Genomic DNA, 16,738 nt, shown 5'->3' on the forward strand with positions numbered 1-16,738 from the left:
ACGGGATCGATAGCTAGCGGAAATCCCGTCGCTCGCGAATCAGCCGGTAAGCGTTATGCAGTTCCCGGGTCTTGTCAGTGGCCTCACGCACCTGCAGGGGCGTGGCGCCTGTGCCGGCAACCTTGTCCGGATGGTGACGACTGAGCAGGCGGCGGTAAGCACGCTTGATCTGCGAAGGCTCACTGGTGGCGGAAACCCCGAGCAAACGCAGCGCCTCCTGGTAGGTCACACCGCTGCTGGGCGGCGGCAATTTGTGCGGTTCGTAATCGATCCCCAGGGCGTGGACCTGCTGGGATGTCCAGCCCAGCCACTTACCCCATCGGGTGATCAGCTCACGCTCGCCCGCGCCAGCCGAGCCATCGGCCCAGACCATTCGCCAGCACGCGCGCAGCACGCCTTCGGCCGCATGAGGCTGGACGGCGAGACGGCGCAGGTAACTACGCAAGTGATCGTTTCCGGACTTGCCTCGGTTGAACGCGGCAATCGCCCGGCGTTGCGCCGTCTCGCTCATGTCCAGCGCGCGCATTTCCTGGCGGGCCTGTTGGATGTGGCCATCGACCACGCGTCCATCGCTTTTCGCCAGTCGGCCCAGCAATACAAACAACAATTCGTCGTTGCGCAACGCTGGGCGACCGCCCAGGCGCTCGCGGACTTGTTCCCAGCCTTGCAGATTCAGGCGCCGATCCAGCGCCTGTCCCAATAATGCGCCCAGCATGGCCCCCGGAATGCTGGCTATGGCAAAGCCCGCTCCCGCTCCAATCAGAGTCCCTGGCCACCACATATCAACGGCTCGCTTCTATCAAGGTTTCGACCTGCGCCAAACGTTCATGGGTCCCGACATCGACCCAATGCCCTTCCAGGTGCTCGCCACTGACCTGGCCTTTGGCGATGGCCGCGCGCAGCAGGGGGGCGAGCTTGAACGCGCCGTCCGCACACCCGGCGAACAACCGTGGATGCAGGACGGCAATGCCGCTGTAGGTCAGTTTGTCGGCAGGTGCCGCGCCATCCTGAACTTTTCCGTCGGCCAGGGCGAAATCGCCACCCGGGTGATGCCCGGGGTTGTCCACCAGCACCAGATGCGCCAGCCCTTCGAGCGGTCGGCGCAAAGTGCCGAAATCGTAATCGGTCCAGATATCACCGTTGACGATCAGGAACGCCTCATCGCCCAACAGCGGCAAGGCCCGGAAAATCCCGCCGCCGGTTTCCAGGGGCTCACCTTCCGGCGAATAACGAATGTGCACGCCAAACTGCGCACCGTCTCCCAAGTAATCCTCGATCTGCTGGCCGAGCCAGGCATGGTTGATCACGATCTCGGTAAAACCCGTCCGTGCCAATGCCCGCAGGTGATACTCGATCAAGGGAATGCCCGCGACGCGAATCAGCGGCTTGGGGGTGGTGAGGGTCAGGGGGCGCATGCGCTCGCCCTTGCCCGCCGCCAGGATCATGGCCTTCATGCCTTCGCTCCTGCCGGCTGGCGCAGACTGACCAGCAAGTCGCCCAATGGCGCCAGTTCAGGGCGACGGGCAATGACCGCTTCTATATAAGCAAAGAAGCGCGGCACATCACCCAGGTAACGCGGCTTGCCATCACGATGGCAAATGCGCGCGAAGATCCCAATGACCTTCAGATGGCGTTGCACCCCCATCAAGTCGCTGGCCCGCAGGAAATCCTCGAAATCCGGCTGGACCGGGATGCCGAGCGCCTCGGCCTGCTGCCAGTAATATTCCAGCCAACCGCGCACACGCTCCTCGGGCCAACTGAGGAAGGCGTCCTTGAACAGGCAGGTGACGTCGTAGGTGACCGGACCATAGACCGCATCCTGGAAGTCCAGCACACCGGGGTTCGGTTCGCTGAGCATCAGGTTACGCGGCATGTAGTCGCGATGCACCAGCACTTTGGGCTGCGCCAGGGCGCTGTCGATCAGCAGCTCGCTGACCTGCTGCCAGAGCTGCTGCTGGGTCGGGTCGAGTTCGACACCCAACTCTCGTTTGACGTACCACTCGGGGAACAGCTCAAGCTCTCGACGCAACAAGGCGACGTCGTAGCTGGGCAGGGGCGCCACCATCGGCAACTGCTGAAAAGCCAGCAAGGCTTGCAGGGCATCGCGGAATAATGAGTCGGCATTTTCGCCGTTGATCACGTCCAGATAAGTCTGGTTGCCCAGGTCATTGAGCAAAAGAAATCCGCGATCGAGGTCTTGTGCATAAATTTTTGGCACGTTGATGCCGGATTTCGCCAGCAAAAAAGCGATATCCACGAAGGGTTTGCAGTTTTCCTGCGGCGGTGGGGCGTCCATCACGATCAGGCTGCGGCCCTCGCCTTCCCAGCGGAAATAACGCCGGAAACTCGCGTCGCTGCTGGCCGCGGTCAATGTGGCAGGGGGGACGACACCCCAGCCCTGGCGGGTGAAAAGGAGCGGCAGTTGCTCATCGAGCCAAACTTTCAGGTGTTGCAGGCGTACATCTTGGTCGGGCATTGCAAGGGTCTCCGACGGCCCTAGCCGTCAAGCGGGTCATGCTTTATTATCCAGCATCTTTTTCAGACCATCGAGAGGCGTGCGGCCCATACCGCGGGCAGATGGCACGCAGGAAGCCCGGACTAATAAGATGGCATTGAAATCCCCCGCGTTTCGTAAAAAATTTCCGTTGCTGGTCACTGGCAGTCTGCTGGCCCTGCAACCCCTGGCCTCTTCATTCGTCGTCGCGGCGCAGCAGTATGACTGCTCTGTCTCCGCTTCGGGTGCCTGGGACTGTTCCCCCAAGAGCCCAGCGGCCGCATTGCCACCGCGTCCGGTGCACGAGGGCAGTGCGCTTTCCGACAGCGGCACTACTCCGGCCGACAGCAGCTCGGGCGAGGAAGCCGGCGACAAGCCGATGCTCGTCACCGAAGCCAAGGGCCGCGGCTTGAAGTCGCGCAGTGCAGACTACAGCCACCTGGATTGGGTTCCACGCGAGAACCTCACCCCGGCGCAATTGGCGGAAACCGGCCCCTACTGCTCGGGCGCCTACATCGAGCCGACGCGTCCTGGCATGAACGACAAGACGGCCAAGAGTGATGCACCGACCTTCCTGGGAGCCAAGGCTTCGCGCTACCAGCAGGAAGAACAGGTGGCGACACTGGCCGGCGACGTGGTCATGCGCCAGGGCAGCATGCAGGTCGAGGCCGACGAGGCCAGCCTGTACCAGGCCGAGAACCGCGGCGAACTGAGCGGCAACGTGCGGGTCCGTGACAACGGTGCGCTGATCGTCGGCGACCACGCCGATGTACAGCTGGATACCGGTGAGGCCAAGGTCGACAACGCCGAATACGTGATGCACAAGTCGCGCATCCGGGGTAACGCGCTGTATGCCAAGCGCGCCGAGAACGCGATCATCCGCCTCAAGGACGGCACGTACACCACGTGCGAACCGAACAGCAACGCCTGGACGCTCAAGGGCAACAACATCACCCTGAACCCGGCCACCGGCTTCGGTACCGCGACCAACGTGACGCTGCGGGTCAAGGACATCCCGGTCCTGTACACGCCATACATCTACTTCCCGATCGACGACCGTCGCCAGTCCGGCTTCCTGCCGCCGACCATCGGCAGCGGCAGCGATACCGGCTTCTTGCTGGTCACCCCGTACTACTTCAACCTGGCGCCGAACTATGACGCCACGTTGTACCCACGCTACATGAGCAAGCGCGGCCTGCTGATGGAAGGCGAGTTCCGCTACCTGACCAAGTCCAGCGAAGGCCAGTTCGGTGCAGCCTACCTCAACGACGAGGACGACGAGCGCGCCAAGCAGTCCGACTACAGCAAGACCCGCTACATGTACAACTGGCAGCACAAGGGCGGCCTCGACTCGCGCGTGCTGACGGAAGTCGACTACACCAAGATCAGCGATCCGTACTACTTCCAGGATTTGCAGACCGACCAGATCGGTGTCGAGTCCAGGGACTACGTGAACCAACAGGGTGCTGTCAGCTATCGCGGGGATAACTACACGGCGCGGTTGAATGCCCAGGCCTACCAGATGGCGACGATCTCCAAGATCACGCCGTATAATCGCCTGCCGCAGATCACCCTCAATGGCTCACTGCCACAACATCCCTATGGCCTGGACTTCGCGTACAAGACTGAACTGGTGCGCTTTGATCGTAACCTGAGGGACGGGCTCTACAGCGATGAGGAAGGCGTCACTAGACCGTGGCTGGATACTCGGGTCTGGGGCCTGGCTCGGGCCAATGGCAATCGCCTGAATCTAGCGCCCGTCGTCAGCCTGCCGATGAACGCAAGCTATGGCTACATCAAGCCGTCGCTCAAATACCAATACACCCAGTATGACCTGGACCTGGACGGCGAAGGCAAGTCGGATATCGCCGGTCAAACCGCCGAGCAAGACCGTCTGCGCGGCACGTACAGCAGCAACCAGAGCCGCGGCGTCCCCATCGCCAGCATCGACAGCGGCCTGTATTTCGATCGCGACACCCAGTGGTTCGGCACCAACTATCGTCAAACTCTGGAACCGCGTCTGTTCTACCTCTATGTACCGGAGAAAGACCAGAGCGACATTCCTGTGTTCGACACGGGCGAGTACACTTTCAGCTACTCATCACTGTTCCGAGACAATCGCTTCTCGGGTTCCGACCGCGTCGGCGATGAGAACAAGCTGTCGCTGGGCGTGACCAGCCGCTGGATCGAAGAGAACGGTTTCGAACGCCAGCGCATCAGCGTCGGCCAGGCCTTGTACTTCAAGGATCGTGAAGTCCAATTGCCAGGTATCGACTTCCGTACACGCGAAGACGCCAAGTCGGACGTATCGCCTTATGCGCTGGAATACGAATACCGCTGGAACCGCGACTGGCGCACCACAGCTACCTACAACTGGGACCCGGATACCCGCAGCCCTCGCTCGGGCAGCGCCATGTTCCACTACCAGCCGGAAGACAACCCGAACAAGGTCATCAATGCCGGTTACCGTTACCGCAACGACCAGGTTCGTTACGACGAGGCCACGGGCACATGGCAAGTGGGCGGTGGCGACTACGGCACCCCGGGCACGCCTGGCTACGTGAAGGACTACTACAAGATCAAGCAGCACGACTTCTCGGTCATCTGGCCGATCGTGCCGCAGTGGAACGCCATCAGCCGCTGGCAGTATGACTACAACCGCAACCGTACCCTGGAAGCCTTCGGTGGTTTCGAATACGACAACTGCTGCTGGAAACTGCGCCTGATCAACCGTTACTGGGTCGACTACGAAGAGTTCAGTCAAGCCGCCCCGGAAAACGAAAAAGGCGACCACGGCGTCTTCCTCCAAATTGTCCTGAAGGGACTCGGCGGCCTCACCGGCGCCAAGGTAGAGAGCTTCCTCGACAAAGGCATCCAAGGTTATCGTGAACGTGAAGATCAAGCTTTCTGATTGTCTGCGCCCGCTGATGCTGGGCGCGCTGTTCCTGGGTACGACGGCCAACGCCGCCGTTCAATCCATCGATAAAGTGGTGGCCGTTGTCGACAACGACGTGGTCATGCAAAGCCAGCTGGACCAGCGTGTCCACGAAGTACAGCAGACCATCGCCAAGCGCGGCGGCGGCCTGCCGCCACCGGGCGTGCTGGACCAGCAAGTGCTTGAACGGCTGATCGTCGAAAACCTGCAACTGCAGATCGGCGAACGCTCGGGTATTCGCATTACCGATGAAGAACTGAACCAGGCCGTCGGCACCATTGCCCAGCGCAATAACATGACCCTCGATCAGTTCCGCGCAGCCCTGTCCCGCGACGGCCTCTCCTACGAGGACGCCCGTGATCAGATCCGCCGCGAAATGGTCATCAGCCGTGTGCGTCAGCGCCGTGTGGCCGAACGCATCCAGGTGTCCGAGCAGGAAGTGAAGAACTTCCTCGCCTCCGACCTGGGCAAGATGCAGCTTTCGGAAGAGCTGCACCTGGCCAACATCCTGATTCCTACACCGGAAAGCGCCAACTCCGAAGCGATCCAGAACGCTTATCGCCAGGCGATGGATGTCTATCAGAAACTCAAGCAAGGTGCCGACTTCGGTCAGATGGCCGTTGCCCGCTCCGCCAGCGAAAACGCCCTGGAAGGCGGCGACATGGGCTGGCGCAAGCCGGCTCAACTGCCGCCACCGTTCGATCGTGAGCTCAGTGCCATGGCGGTGGGTGACATCACCCAGCCTGCCCGCACGCCAGGTGGCTTCATCATCCTGAAGGTGCTGGAAAAACGCGGCGGCGGGACTCAGGTCCGTGACGAAGTGCATGTGCGCCACATCCTGATCAAGCCAAGCGAAATTCGTAGCGAAGCCGAGACCAAGCGTCTGGCCGAGAAACTCTACGACCGCATCGAAGCGGGTGAAGACTTCGGCGAGCTGGCGAAGAGCTTCTCCGAAGACCCGGGCTCGGCCCTCCATGGTGGCGACCTGAACTGGGTCGACCCGAACGCATTGGTGCCCGAGTTCCGCCAGGTCATGGCCCAGACACCGCAAGGCCAATTGTCCAAGCCGTTCAAGAGCCCTTATGGCTGGCACGTACTGGAAGTCCTTGGCCGTCGCGCCACCGACAGCACGAGCCAGGCGCGCGAACAGCAGGCGATGACCGTATTGCGCAACCGCAAGTACGACGAAGAGCTGCAAACCTGGCTGCGTCAGATCCGTGACGAAGCCTACGTTGAAATCAAGCTTCCTGGCGCAGACCAGGCCGCGCAGTGAATCCAAAGCGTTTCGCGCTGACACCCGGCGAGCCTGCCGGCATCGGTCCCGACCTGTGCCTGCTGCTCGCCTCGCAACCCCAGCCACATCCCCTGATCGCCATCACCAGCCGCGACCTGCTCCTTGAGCGGGCCGCGCAACTGGGGGTGGCCGTCAACCTGCTGTCGGTTTCACCAGGCGCCTGGCCGACCGCCCCGGCGCCGGCCAACAGCCTGTACGTCTGGGATACACCCCTGGGCACTCCGGTCGTCACCGGCCAGTTGGACAAGGCCAACGCCGCGTTCGTCCTGCAAACCCTGACCCGCGCCGGCCAAGGCTGCCTGGACGGGACTTTCGCCGGCATGATCACTGCGCCCGTGCACAAAGGCGTGATCAACGAATCCGGGATCGCCTTTTCCGGGCACACCGAGTTCCTGGCGGACCTGACCCATACCGAGCAAGTGGTGATGATGCTGGCTACCCGTGGCCTACGCGTGGCGCTGGTGACCACTCACCTGCCCCTACGGGAAATTGCCGACGCCATCACCCCCGAGCGCCTGGAGCGGGTCACGCGAATACTGCACACCGACCTGCAGGAAAAATTCGGCATTGCCCGGCCGTGCATTCTGGTGTGCGGGCTCAACCCCCACGCCGGGGAAGGCGGCCACCTGGGCCGCGAAGAAATCGACATCATCGAACCCACCTTGGAGCGCTTGCGCAGCGAGGGCATGGACCTGCGTGGCCCGCTGCCTGCCGACACTCTGTTTACCCCCAAATATCTGGAGCACTGCGACGCGGTGCTGGCGATGTACCACGACCAGGGCCTGCCCGTGCTGAAGTACAAAGGCTTTGGCGCAGCGGTCAACGTCACCCTGGGCCTGCCAATCATCCGTACGTCCGTGGACCATGGCACCGCCCTGGACCTGGCCGGCAGCGGCAAGATCGACACCGGCAGCCTGCAAGTCGCGCTGGAAACCGCCTACCAGATGGCCGAGACCCCTATATGACCGAGCAATACCAACACCGCGCGCGCAAGCGCTTCGGCCAGAATTTCCTGCATGACGCCGGCGTGATCGATCGCATCCTGCGCTCCATCAACGCCAAGCCCGACGATCGCCTGCTGGAAATCGGGCCGGGTCAGGGCGCCCTGACCGAAGGACTGCTCGGCAGCGGTGCCCAGCTGGACGTGGTGGAACTGGACAAGGACCTGGTGCCGATCCTCAACCAGCAGTTTTCCGGCAAGAGCAATTTCAACCTGCACCAGGGTGATGCGCTGAAGTTCGACTTCAACAGCCTGAACGCCGCACCCAACAGCCTGCGAGTGGTGGGCAACCTGCCGTACAACATCTCCACACCGCTGATCTTCCACTTGTTGAGCAACGCCGGACTGATCCGCGACATGCATTTCATGCTGCAGAAGGAAGTGGTCGAACGTCTCGCCGCCGGTCCTGGCGGCGGTGACTGGGGGCGCCTGTCGATCATGGTCCAGTATCATTGCCGGGTCGAACACCTGTTCAACGTGGGCCCCGGAGCCTTCAACCCACCGCCGAAAGTCGACTCGGCCATTGTCCGCCTGGTTCCTCATGCCGTGCTGCCACACCCGGCCAAGGACCATCGCCTGCTGGAGCGCGTAGTGCGCGAGGCGTTCAACCAGCGCCGCAAAACCCTGCGAAACACCTTGAAACTACTTCTGAGCAGCGCTGAAATCGAAGCAGCCGGTGTCGACGGCGGCCTGCGCCCCGAGCAACTGGACCTGGCGGCATTCGTACGCCTGGCCGACAAGCTCAGCGAACAGGCCGCGCCAAAAGCCGCCAGCTGACAAGCCTTGGCCGCTATCGGGTGGGACGCCGTTCTGGTTTACTACCCGATACTTGGCCTAGACTGATCGCATCAGTCACGCCTGCGTCCCGCTTCCAAGGCCCTTTTGCATGTCCGATCCTCGTTATCAAGTCGACGTCAGCGTCACTACCCGCTTCCTGGCGGAACAATCACAACCCGAGCAAGACCGCTTCGCCTTCGCCTACACCATTACCGTACGCAACAATGGCTCATTGTCGGCCAGGCTGCTGTCGCGGCATTGGGTCATCACCGACGGCGATGGGCATGTCGAACATGTGCGTGGCGAGGGCGTGGTGGGCCAGCAACCGCTGATCGAGGCCGGCAGAAGCCACAACTACAGCAGCGGCACCGTGATGAGCACCCGGGTCGGCACGATGCAGGGCACCTACCAGATGCTGGCCGAAGACGGCACACGCTTCGACGCGATCATCAAACCCTTTCGCCTGGCGGTCCCCGGAGCCCTGCATTAATGGCCACGTATGCCGTGGGGGATCTGCAGGGCTGCCTCGATCCGCTCAAATGCCTGTTGGAGCGAGTGGCCTTCGACCCAACGAAAGACACACTGTGGCTGGTGGGCGACCTGGTCAATCGCGGCCCACAGTCCCTGGAGACGTTGCGCTTTCTCTACAGCATCCGCCAATCGCTGGTATGCGTGCTCGGCAATCATGACCTGCATCTGCTGGCCGCCTGGCAGAACATCGAGCGCCTGAAAAAATCCGACACCTTGAGCGAAATCCTCGACGCCCCTGACTGTATTGAACTGCTGCAATGGCTGCGCCAGCAAAAGCTCATGCACTACGACGAGCAACGCAATCTGGCGCTGGTCCACGCAGGCATTGCGCCCCAGTGGTCCCTGCGCAAAGCCCTCAAGTGCGCTGCCGAAGTCGAGTACGCATTGCGCGACGACAACCTGTTCGCCCCCTACCTCGACGGCATGTACGGCAATGACCCCACCCAGTGGGACAACGACCTCACGGGGCTCCCTCGCCTGCGGGTTATCACCAACTATTTCACCCGCATGCGCTTCTGCACCCGCAACGGCAAGCTCGACCTCAAGAGCAAGGAAGGCATCGAAACCGCACCGCCCGGCTATGCCCCATGGTTCAAGCACAAGGAACGCAAGACCCGCAACCTGAAGGTCATTTTCGGCCACTGGGCGGCGCTGGAGGGGCAATCCGATGAACCCGAGATTTTTGCCCTCGACACCGGCTGCGTGTGGGGCAATGCCATGACCCTGATGAATGTCGACAGCGGCGAACGACTGCGTTGCGATTGTGACGCACAAGGTCACCCCAAACCCCATCATTCGGCCGCGACGCCATCGCCGGCCCACAGCGTCGCCTGACCGACTGCATGTCAGGCCCCAGGAGTCTTAAATGTCCGAATTCAAACGCATCCCACCGCAACAGGCGCAGACCTTGCGCGAGCAAGGCGCGGTGATCGTCGATATACGTGATCCCGCCACTTTCGCCGCCTTGCACATCAGTGGGTCCCGGCACCTGGACAACCACAGCGTCGCCGACTTCATCCGTGCTGCCGACCTCGATGCACCTACCGTCGTGGTCTGCTATCACGGCAACTCCAGCCAGAGCGCAGCCGCCTACCTGATCAGCCAGGGCTTCACCGACGTCTACAGCCTGGACGGCGGTTTCGAGCTGTGGCGTACGACTTATCCTGCAGAAACGGCGCAAGGCACTCACGAATAATTTTTTTTTGTGGCGTCCGAGCCCCCGCGGGGCGCGGGCTTGAGCGATGGCAGACGAACGGTCTGCCATAACTTATTACGTAATCTACCTTTACCTCTCTGATTCCGAACTATCCTTAGCCTCAGGCCATCCAAAACAGGGGAGAGCCGGTACACCGGCGCGCGGGTCATCGGGAGTCAGCTTCAGGAACCTGTATTCTTGGAAGCATTCTGGGGGGTAAAACGGCAACTGGGTTCCCAGTGGCTGTCCAGCATCGACTGATTGATCCGACACCGGCTCCACGTATCGAGCGAGGTGACGTCATGAGCATTTTTAGCCACTTCCAGCAACGTTTCGAGTCCACGCGGCAGGAGGAATACTCGCTGCAGGAATACCTCGATCTCTGCAAGCAGGATCGCAGTGCCTATGCGTCGGCTGCAGAGCGGCTATTGCTGGCCATCGGAGAACCGGAGCTGCTGGATACCTCGACCAACTCGAGACTCTCGCGGATCTTTTCCAACAAAGTGATCCGCCGTTATCCGGCCTTTGAAGACTTCCACGGGATGGAAGAATGCATCGACCAGATCGTGTCCTACTTCCGCCACGCCGCCCAAGGCCTGGAAGAGAAGAAACAGATCCTCTATCTGCTCGGCCCCGTGGGTGGCGGTAAATCGTCCCTGGCCGAGAAGCTCAAGCAACTGATCGAAAAAGTGCCCTTCTATGCCATCAAGGGCTCACCGGTGTTCGAGTCGCCCCTGGGGCTGTTCAACGCCACCGAGGACGGTGCCATCCTCGAAGAAGACTTCGGCATTCCACGGCGCTATCTCAATACCATCATGTCGCCTTGGGCCACCAAGCGCCTGGCCGAATTCGGCGGAGATATCAGTCAGTTCCGCGTGGTCAAGCTCTACCCCTCGATCCTCAACCAGATCGCAGTGGCCAAAACCGAGCCTGGGGACGAGAACAACCAGGATATTTCGGCGCTGGTGGGCAAGGTCGATATCCGCAAGCTGGAAGAATTCCCACAGAACGACGCCGACGCCTACAGCTATTCGGGGGCGCTGTGCCGGGCCAACCAAGGCCTGATGGAATTCGTCGAAATGTTCAAGGCACCTATCAAGGTGCTGCACCCTTTGCTGACCGCCACCCAGGAAGGTAACTACAACAGTACCGAGGGTCTTGGGGCGATACCATTCAGTGGCATCCTGCTGGCGCACTCCAACGAGTCCGAATGGCATACCTTCCGCAACAACAAGAACAACGAAGCCTTCATCGACCGGATCTACATCGTCAAGGTGCCGTACTGCCTGCGGGTGACCGATGAGGTGAAGATCTACGACAAGCTGCTGTTCAACAGCTCGCTGTCCAAGGCCCATTGCGCCCCCGACACGCTGAAGATGCTGGCCCAGTTCACCGTACTGTCTCGCCTCAAGGAGCCAGAGAACTCCAACATCTATTCGAAGATGCGTGTGTACGATGGTGAAAACCTCAAGGACACCGATCCAAAGGCCAAGTCGATCCAGGAATACCGCGACAACGCAGGTGTCGACGAAGGGATGAATGGCCTGTCCACGCGTTTCGCCTTCAAGATCCTTTCCAAGGTCTTCAACTTCGACCCCCATGAGATCGCCGCCAACCCGGTGCACCTGCTGTATGTGCTGGAGCAGCAGATCGAGCAGGAACAATTCCAGGCGGAAACCCGCGAGCGTTACCTGCGTTTCCTCAAGGAATACCTGGCCCCGCGCTACATCGAGTTCATCGGCAAGGAAATCCAGACCGCGTACCTGGAGTCCTACAGCGAATACGGCCAGAACATCTTCGACCGTTATGTGCTGTACGCCGATTTCTGGATCCAGGATCAGGAGTACCGCGATCCGGAAACCGGGGAAATCCTCAACCGCGTGGCACTCAACGAGGAGCTGGAAAAAATCGAGAAGCCGGCCGGCATCAGCAATCCAAAGGATTTCCGCAACGAGATCGTCAACTTCGTATTGCGCGCCCGGGCCAACAACAACGGCAAGAACCCGACCTGGCTCAGCTATGAAAAGCTGCGGGTGGTGATCGAGAAGAAAATGTTCTCCAACACCGAAGACCTGCTGCCCGTCATCAGCTTCAACGCCAAGGCCAGCAAGGAGGACCAGCAAAAACACAACGACTTCGTCACGCGCATGGTCGAACGTGGCTACACCGACAAACAGGTACGACTGCTCTCCGAGTGGTATCTGCGGGTCCGCAAATCACAGTAGCCAGCTACAAGCCGCAAGCGACAAGCTGCAAGAGGAAAGCGCGTGAACCCGAGATCTGGGTAACAGCTTCTACTTGCAGCTTGCAGCTCACAACTTGAAGCTGCCCGGAGGGCACCCATGAGCTACGTGATCGATCGACGCCTTAATGGCAAGAACAAGAGCACGGTGAATCGCCAGCGTTTCCTGCGGCGTTACCGCGACCACATCAAGAAGGCCGTCGAAGAGGCGGTCAGTCGTCGCTCCATTACCGACATGGAACACGGCGAGCAGATCAGCATTCCCGGTCGCGACATCGACGAGCCGGTGCTTCACCACGGGCGCGGCGGTAAACAGACCGTCGTGCACCCCGGCAACAAGGAATTCACCACGGGTGAGCATATTCCCCGCCCGCAAGGAGGCGGTGGCGGCAGAGGGCCGGGTAAAGCCGGCAACTCCGGTGAAGGCATGGATGAATTCGTGTTCCAGATCACCCAGGAGGAATTCCTCGAATTCATGTTCGAGGATCTGGAGCTGCCGAACCTGGTCAAACGCAACCTAACCGGCACGGACACCTTCAAGACTGTGCGGGCCGGTATCAGCAATGAAGGCAATCCGTCGCGCATCAATATCATCCGCACCCTGCGCTCAGCTCACGCCCGACGCATCGCCCTGTCGGGCAGCAGCCGGTCGAAGTTGCGCGAAGTGAAGGAAGAACTGGCCCGCCTTAAACGCGAAGAACCCGACAATTTTGGCGATATTCAGGACCTGGAGGCAGAAATCGAGAAGCTGAGCGCACGTATTCACCGCGTGCCCTTCCTCGACACCTTCGACCTCAAGTACAACCTGCTGGTGAAACAACCCAATCCCAGCTCCAAGGCGGTGATGTTTTGCCTGATGGACGTGTCCGGCTCCATGACCCAGGCCACCAAGGACATTGCCAAGCGCTTCTTTATCCTCCTGTACCTGTTCCTCAAACGAAACTACGACAAGATCGACGTGGTCTTCATTCGCCACCACACCAGTGCCAGAGAGGTAGACGAAGAAGAATTCTTCTATTCCCGCGAGACCGGCGGCACCATCGTTTCCAGCGCCTTGAAACTGATGCAAGAAATCATGGCTGAGCGCTATCCGGCCAATGAATGGAACATCTATGCCGCCCAAGCCTCGGACGGCGACAACTGGAACGACGACTCGCCGATCTGCCGGGACATTTTGATCAACCAGATCATGCCGTTCGTCCAGTACTACACCTATGTGGAAATTACTCCCCGCGAACACCAGGCGTTGTGGTACGAATATGAGCGTATAGCCGAAGCTTTTTCTGACACATTTGCCCAGCAGCAACTGGTCTCGGCCGGGGATATCTACCCGGTCTTCCGTGAACTCTTCCAGCGCAGGTTAGTGACATGACCGCCAAAAAAGAGCAGAAGCGCCAGCCTATTTCCACCGGATCCGAATGGACGTTCGATCTGATCAAGGCTTACGACCGCGAAATCAGCCGTATCGCGGACCGCTATGCCCTGGACACCTACCCCAACCAGATCGAGGTGATCACCGCCGAACAGATGATGGACGCCTATGCGTCGGTCGGCATGCCGCTGGGCTATCACCATTGGTCCTACGGCAAGCACTTCCTCAGCACGGAAAAATCCTACACCCGCGGGCAAATGGGGCTGGCCTACGAGATCGTGATCAATTCCGACCCGTGCATCGCCTACCTGATGGAAGAAAACACCATCTGCATGCAGGCCCTGGTGGTGGCGCATGCCTGCTACGGGCACAACAGTTTCTTCAAGGGCAACTACCTGTTCCGTACCTGGACCGACGCTAGTTCGATCATCGATTACCTGGTATTTGCCAAGCAGTACATCACGCAATGCGAAGAGCGCCATGGCATCGACGCGGTCGAGGACCTGCTGGACTCCTGCCACGCTCTGATGAACTACGGCGTGGACCGCTACAAGCGGCCTTACCCGATTTCCGCCGAAGAAGAACGTCGGCGTCAAAAGGACCGTGAAGAGCACCTGCAAAAGCAGATCAACGACCTGTGGCGGACCATTCCGAAGGGGGCGGACAAGTACAGCGAAAAAGACAACGCGCGTTTCCCTGCCGAGCCTCAGGAAAATATTCTTTATTTCATTGAAAAACATGCTCCGCTGCTCGAACCCTGGCAGCGGGAAATCGTGCGTATCGTGCGCAAGATCGCCCAGTATTTCTATCCACAGCGCCAGACCCAGGTCATGAACGAAGGCTGGGCCACTTTCTGGCACTACACACTGATGAACGACCTGTACGACGAGGGCCTGGTGACGGACGGCTTCATGATGGAGTTCCTGGCCTCGCATACCAGCGTGGTGTTCCAGCCCGGCTTCGACAGCCCGTACTACAGTGGCATCAACCCTTACGCACTGGGCTTCGCCATGTACCGCGACATTCGGCGCATGTGCGAGAACCCGACCGAAGAGGACCGTCGCTGGTTCCCGGAAATCGCCGGCTCGGACTGGTTGTCCGCCATCAAGTTCGCCATGAGCAGCTTCAAGGACGAAAGTTTCATCCTACAATACCTCTCGCCGAAGGTGATCCGCGACCTGAAACTGTTCAGCATCATGGATGACGACCAGAAAGATGACCTGCTGGTGCCAGCCATCCACGACGAAAGCGGTTATCGCATCATCCGCGAAACCCTGGCGGCGCAATACAACCTGGGCAATCGCGAACCCAACGTGCAGATCTACAGCATCGACCGGCGCGGCGATCGCTCGCTGACCCTGCGCCATCAGGCACACAACCGAAAACCATTGGGTGACTCCACCGATGAGGTGCTCAAGCACCTGCATCGTCTCTGGGGTTTCGACATCCATCTGGAAACCCTGCAGGGAGACCAGGTGATGAAAACCCATCACGTCCCCCCCAGGAACGAACAGGGCGAAGGCGATTACGGTCGCCTGGACCTGGCTGTCATTCATCTTTAAGCCCGTTTTCACCTCCGGACGTCCGACACAAGGGTTATCCTGTCGGATCAACGGAGGTTTTTTATGCAGATCTACAAAGTCGGCGGTGCCGTTCGCGATCGCCTGCTGGGCATTCCCGTCACCGACATTGACCATGTGGTGGTAGGCGCCACGGCCGAGGAAATGCTCGCCAACGGATTTCGCCCTGTGGGTGCCGATTTTCCGGTGTTCCTCGACCCCAGGACCGGCGAGGAATACGCCCTCGCCCGCACGGAACGCAAAAGCGGTCGCGGCTATGGCGGCTTCGTCTTTCATGCCAGCCCGGACGTGACCCTTGAGCAGGACCTGATTCGCCGCGACTTGACGATCAACGCGATGGCCGAAGATGACCACGGCCACCTCACCGATCCGTACCTCGGCCAGCGCGACCTGAAAGCCCGCATACTGCGCCACGTTTCCCCCGCGTTCGCCGAAGATCCGCTCCGAGTCCTGCGAGTGGCCCGCTTCGCCGCGCGCTATGCCCCACTGGGTTTCACGGTGGCGGACGAAACCCTTGAATTGATGCGCCAGCTCAGCGACTCCGGCGAACTGGAGGCGTTGACCGCCGAACGCAGTTGGAAAGAAATTTCCCGCGCACTGATGGAAAAACAGCCACAGGTGTTTATCCAGGTCCTACGCGATTGCACGGCCCTCAAGGTCCTGATGCCTGAGGTCGACGCGCTGTTTGGCGTACCACAACCTGAAGCCCATCACCCGGAAATCGACACCGGGCTCCACACACTGAGCGTGCTGGAACAGGCGGCGTTGCATCGGCAACCGCTGACGGTCCGCTGGGCTTGCCTGCTCCATGACCTGGGGAAAGGCCTGACACCCCAAGACGAATGGCCACGACACATCGCCCATGAACACAAAGGACTGAAGCTGATCAAAGCGGTCAACGAGCGCTTCAAGGCACCTCGCGATTGTCAGGAGCTAGCGCTGTTGGTGGGGCAGTACCACACCCATGGCCATCGCGCGCTCGAGTTGAAGGCGTCTACCTTGCTCGATCTGTTGCAAAGCTTTGATGTGTACCGGCGTCCCCAACGTTTTGAGGAGTTCATTGCGGCGTGCGAGATGGATGCGCGAGGGCGCAAGGGATTCGAGGAGCGAAGTTATCCACAGGCAGATTATCTACGGGGCGCAGCGGTCGCGGCCCAGGCAGTGGCGGTGCAACCACTGCTGGAAAAGGGCTTCAAGGGACCTGAACTGGGGGAGGCGATCAAGCGCGAGCGCCTCAGGGCGTTAAAAGCCTACAAGGATGCCGCGGGCTGACGGACGTATTCGTTCAACTGCGCTTTTGATGATCATGGCCGCCGCC

Annotated in this window: 14 protein-coding genes; 11 read left to right on the forward strand and 3 right to left on the reverse strand. The window is 60.3% G+C overall.

Annotated features, from left to right (window positions below):
* Positions 1-13: 13 nt before the first annotated feature.
* Genes N4Q37_RS23540 through N4Q37_RS23550 form a run of 3 tightly spaced genes read right to left on the reverse strand, consistent with a single transcriptional unit; the run spans position 14 to position 2,476 of the window.
* On the reverse strand, positions 14-781 hold the full coding sequence (locus N4Q37_RS23540; protein WP_260962146.1) for a TerB family tellurite resistance protein: 768 nt from the start codon (positions 779-781) through the stop codon (positions 14-16).
* A 1-nt stretch (position 782) separates the two neighbouring features.
* Positions 783-1,454, reverse strand: coding sequence for an N-acetylmuramate alpha-1-phosphate uridylyltransferase MurU (murU, locus tag N4Q37_RS23545; protein ID WP_260962148.1), 672 nt, complete (start codon positions 1,452-1,454; stop codon positions 783-785).
* Entirely contained in the window at positions 1,451-2,476 is a 1,026-nt protein-coding gene (locus N4Q37_RS23550; RefSeq protein WP_260962150.1) for an aminoglycoside phosphotransferase family protein, read from the reverse strand. Before N4Q37_RS23550 ends, murU begins: the two co-directional genes overlap by 4 nt.
* 130 nt (positions 2,477-2,606) lie before the next feature.
* Between N4Q37_RS23550 and N4Q37_RS23555 the strand changes: the two genes are divergently transcribed.
* From N4Q37_RS23555 to N4Q37_RS23605, 11 genes are all read left to right on the forward strand, one after another.
* Positions 2,607-5,405, forward strand: a complete 2,799-nt coding sequence (locus N4Q37_RS23555; RefSeq protein WP_260962152.1) for an LPS-assembly protein LptD — start codon at positions 2,607-2,609, stop codon at positions 5,403-5,405.
* On the forward strand, positions 5,386-6,702 hold the full coding sequence (gene surA / locus N4Q37_RS23560) for a peptidylprolyl isomerase SurA (protein ID WP_260962154.1): 1,317 nt from the start codon (positions 5,386-5,388) through the stop codon (positions 6,700-6,702). The genes N4Q37_RS23555 and surA overlap by 20 nt, the downstream gene beginning before the upstream one ends.
* Positions 6,699-7,688, forward strand: coding sequence for a 4-hydroxythreonine-4-phosphate dehydrogenase PdxA (pdxA, locus tag N4Q37_RS23565; RefSeq protein WP_260962156.1), 990 nt, complete (start codon positions 6,699-6,701; stop codon positions 7,686-7,688). Before surA ends, pdxA begins: the two co-directional genes overlap by 4 nt.
* Positions 7,685-8,500 carry a 16S rRNA (adenine(1518)-N(6)/adenine(1519)-N(6))-dimethyltransferase RsmA gene (gene rsmA, locus N4Q37_RS23570; RefSeq protein ID WP_260962158.1) on the forward strand — a complete coding sequence of 272 codons (816 nt, stop codon included), beginning with the start codon at positions 7,685-7,687 and terminating at the stop codon, positions 8,498-8,500. The genes pdxA and rsmA overlap by 4 nt, the downstream gene beginning before the upstream one ends.
* 109 nt (positions 8,501-8,609) lie before the next feature.
* Complete coding sequence (gene apaG / locus N4Q37_RS23575) at positions 8,610-8,990, forward strand: Co2+/Mg2+ efflux protein ApaG (RefSeq protein ID WP_260962161.1); 381 nt, start codon at positions 8,610-8,612, stop codon at positions 8,988-8,990.
* On the forward strand, positions 8,990-9,865 hold the full coding sequence (locus N4Q37_RS23580; RefSeq protein WP_260962163.1) for a symmetrical bis(5'-nucleosyl)-tetraphosphatase: 876 nt from the start codon (positions 8,990-8,992) through the stop codon (positions 9,863-9,865). The genes apaG and N4Q37_RS23580 overlap by 1 nt, the downstream gene beginning before the upstream one ends.
* 31 nt (positions 9,866-9,896) lie before the next feature.
* Positions 9,897-10,226, forward strand: a complete 330-nt coding sequence (gene glpE / locus N4Q37_RS23585; RefSeq protein WP_260962164.1) for a thiosulfate sulfurtransferase GlpE — start codon at positions 9,897-9,899, stop codon at positions 10,224-10,226.
* Positions 10,227-10,528: 302 nt separating this feature from the next.
* Positions 10,529-12,451: a PrkA family serine protein kinase gene (locus N4Q37_RS23590; RefSeq protein ID WP_260962165.1), complete on the forward strand. Its 1,923-nt coding sequence runs from the start codon at positions 10,529-10,531 to the stop codon at positions 12,449-12,451.
* Between the two features lie 117 nt (positions 12,452-12,568).
* Positions 12,569-13,840 carry a YeaH/YhbH family protein gene (locus N4Q37_RS23595; protein WP_260962167.1) on the forward strand — a complete coding sequence of 424 codons (1,272 nt, stop codon included), beginning with the start codon at positions 12,569-12,571 and terminating at the stop codon, positions 13,838-13,840.
* Entirely contained in the window at positions 13,837-15,402 is a 1,566-nt protein-coding gene (locus N4Q37_RS23600) for a SpoVR family protein (RefSeq protein WP_260962169.1), read from the forward strand. The genes N4Q37_RS23595 and N4Q37_RS23600 overlap by 4 nt, the downstream gene beginning before the upstream one ends.
* 63 nt (positions 15,403-15,465) lie before the next feature.
* A complete protein-coding gene (locus N4Q37_RS23605) occupies positions 15,466-16,692 on the forward strand; it encodes a multifunctional CCA addition/repair protein (protein ID WP_260962171.1) in 1,227 nt (408 codons plus the stop codon).
* The last annotated feature ends 46 nt before the right edge of the window (positions 16,693-16,738 follow it).

Origin of the sequence: Pseudomonas citri, from assembly GCF_025336485.1 — a bacterium.
GTDB classification, from domain to species: domain Bacteria; phylum Pseudomonadota; class Gammaproteobacteria; order Pseudomonadales; family Pseudomonadaceae; genus Aquipseudomonas; species Aquipseudomonas citri.

Bases quoted from the DNA above. Each gene is read 5' to 3' on its own strand.
- murU (WP_260962148.1), bottom strand. From the start codon at position 1,454: ATGAAGGCCATGATCCTGGCGGCGGGCAAGGGCGAGCGCATGCGCCCC.
- N4Q37_RS23600 (WP_260962169.1), top strand. From the start codon at position 13,837: ATGACCGCCAAAAAAGAGCAGAAGCGCCAGCCTATTTCCACCGGATCC.
- N4Q37_RS23590 (WP_260962165.1), top strand. From the start codon at position 10,529: ATGAGCATTTTTAGCCACTTCCAGCAACGTTTCGAGTCCACGCGGCAG.
- glpE (WP_260962164.1), top strand. From the start codon at position 9,897: ATGTCCGAATTCAAACGCATCCCACCGCAACAGGCGCAGACCTTGCGC.
- N4Q37_RS23550 (WP_260962150.1), bottom strand. From the start codon at position 2,476: ATGCCCGACCAAGATGTACGCCTGCAACACCTGAAAGTTTGGCTCGAT.
- N4Q37_RS23540 (WP_260962146.1), bottom strand. From the start codon at position 781: ATGTGGTGGCCAGGGACTCTGATTGGAGCGGGAGCGGGCTTTGCCATA.
- N4Q37_RS23555 (WP_260962152.1), top strand. From the start codon at position 2,607: ATGGCATTGAAATCCCCCGCGTTTCGTAAAAAATTTCCGTTGCTGGTC.
- N4Q37_RS23605 (WP_260962171.1), top strand. From the start codon at position 15,466: ATGCAGATCTACAAAGTCGGCGGTGCCGTTCGCGATCGCCTGCTGGGC.
- N4Q37_RS23580 (WP_260962163.1), top strand. From the start codon at position 8,990: ATGGCCACGTATGCCGTGGGGGATCTGCAGGGCTGCCTCGATCCGCTC.
- N4Q37_RS23595 (WP_260962167.1), top strand. From the start codon at position 12,569: ATGAGCTACGTGATCGATCGACGCCTTAATGGCAAGAACAAGAGCACG.
- rsmA (WP_260962158.1), top strand. From the start codon at position 7,685: ATGACCGAGCAATACCAACACCGCGCGCGCAAGCGCTTCGGCCAGAAT.
- apaG (WP_260962161.1), top strand. From the start codon at position 8,610: ATGTCCGATCCTCGTTATCAAGTCGACGTCAGCGTCACTACCCGCTTC.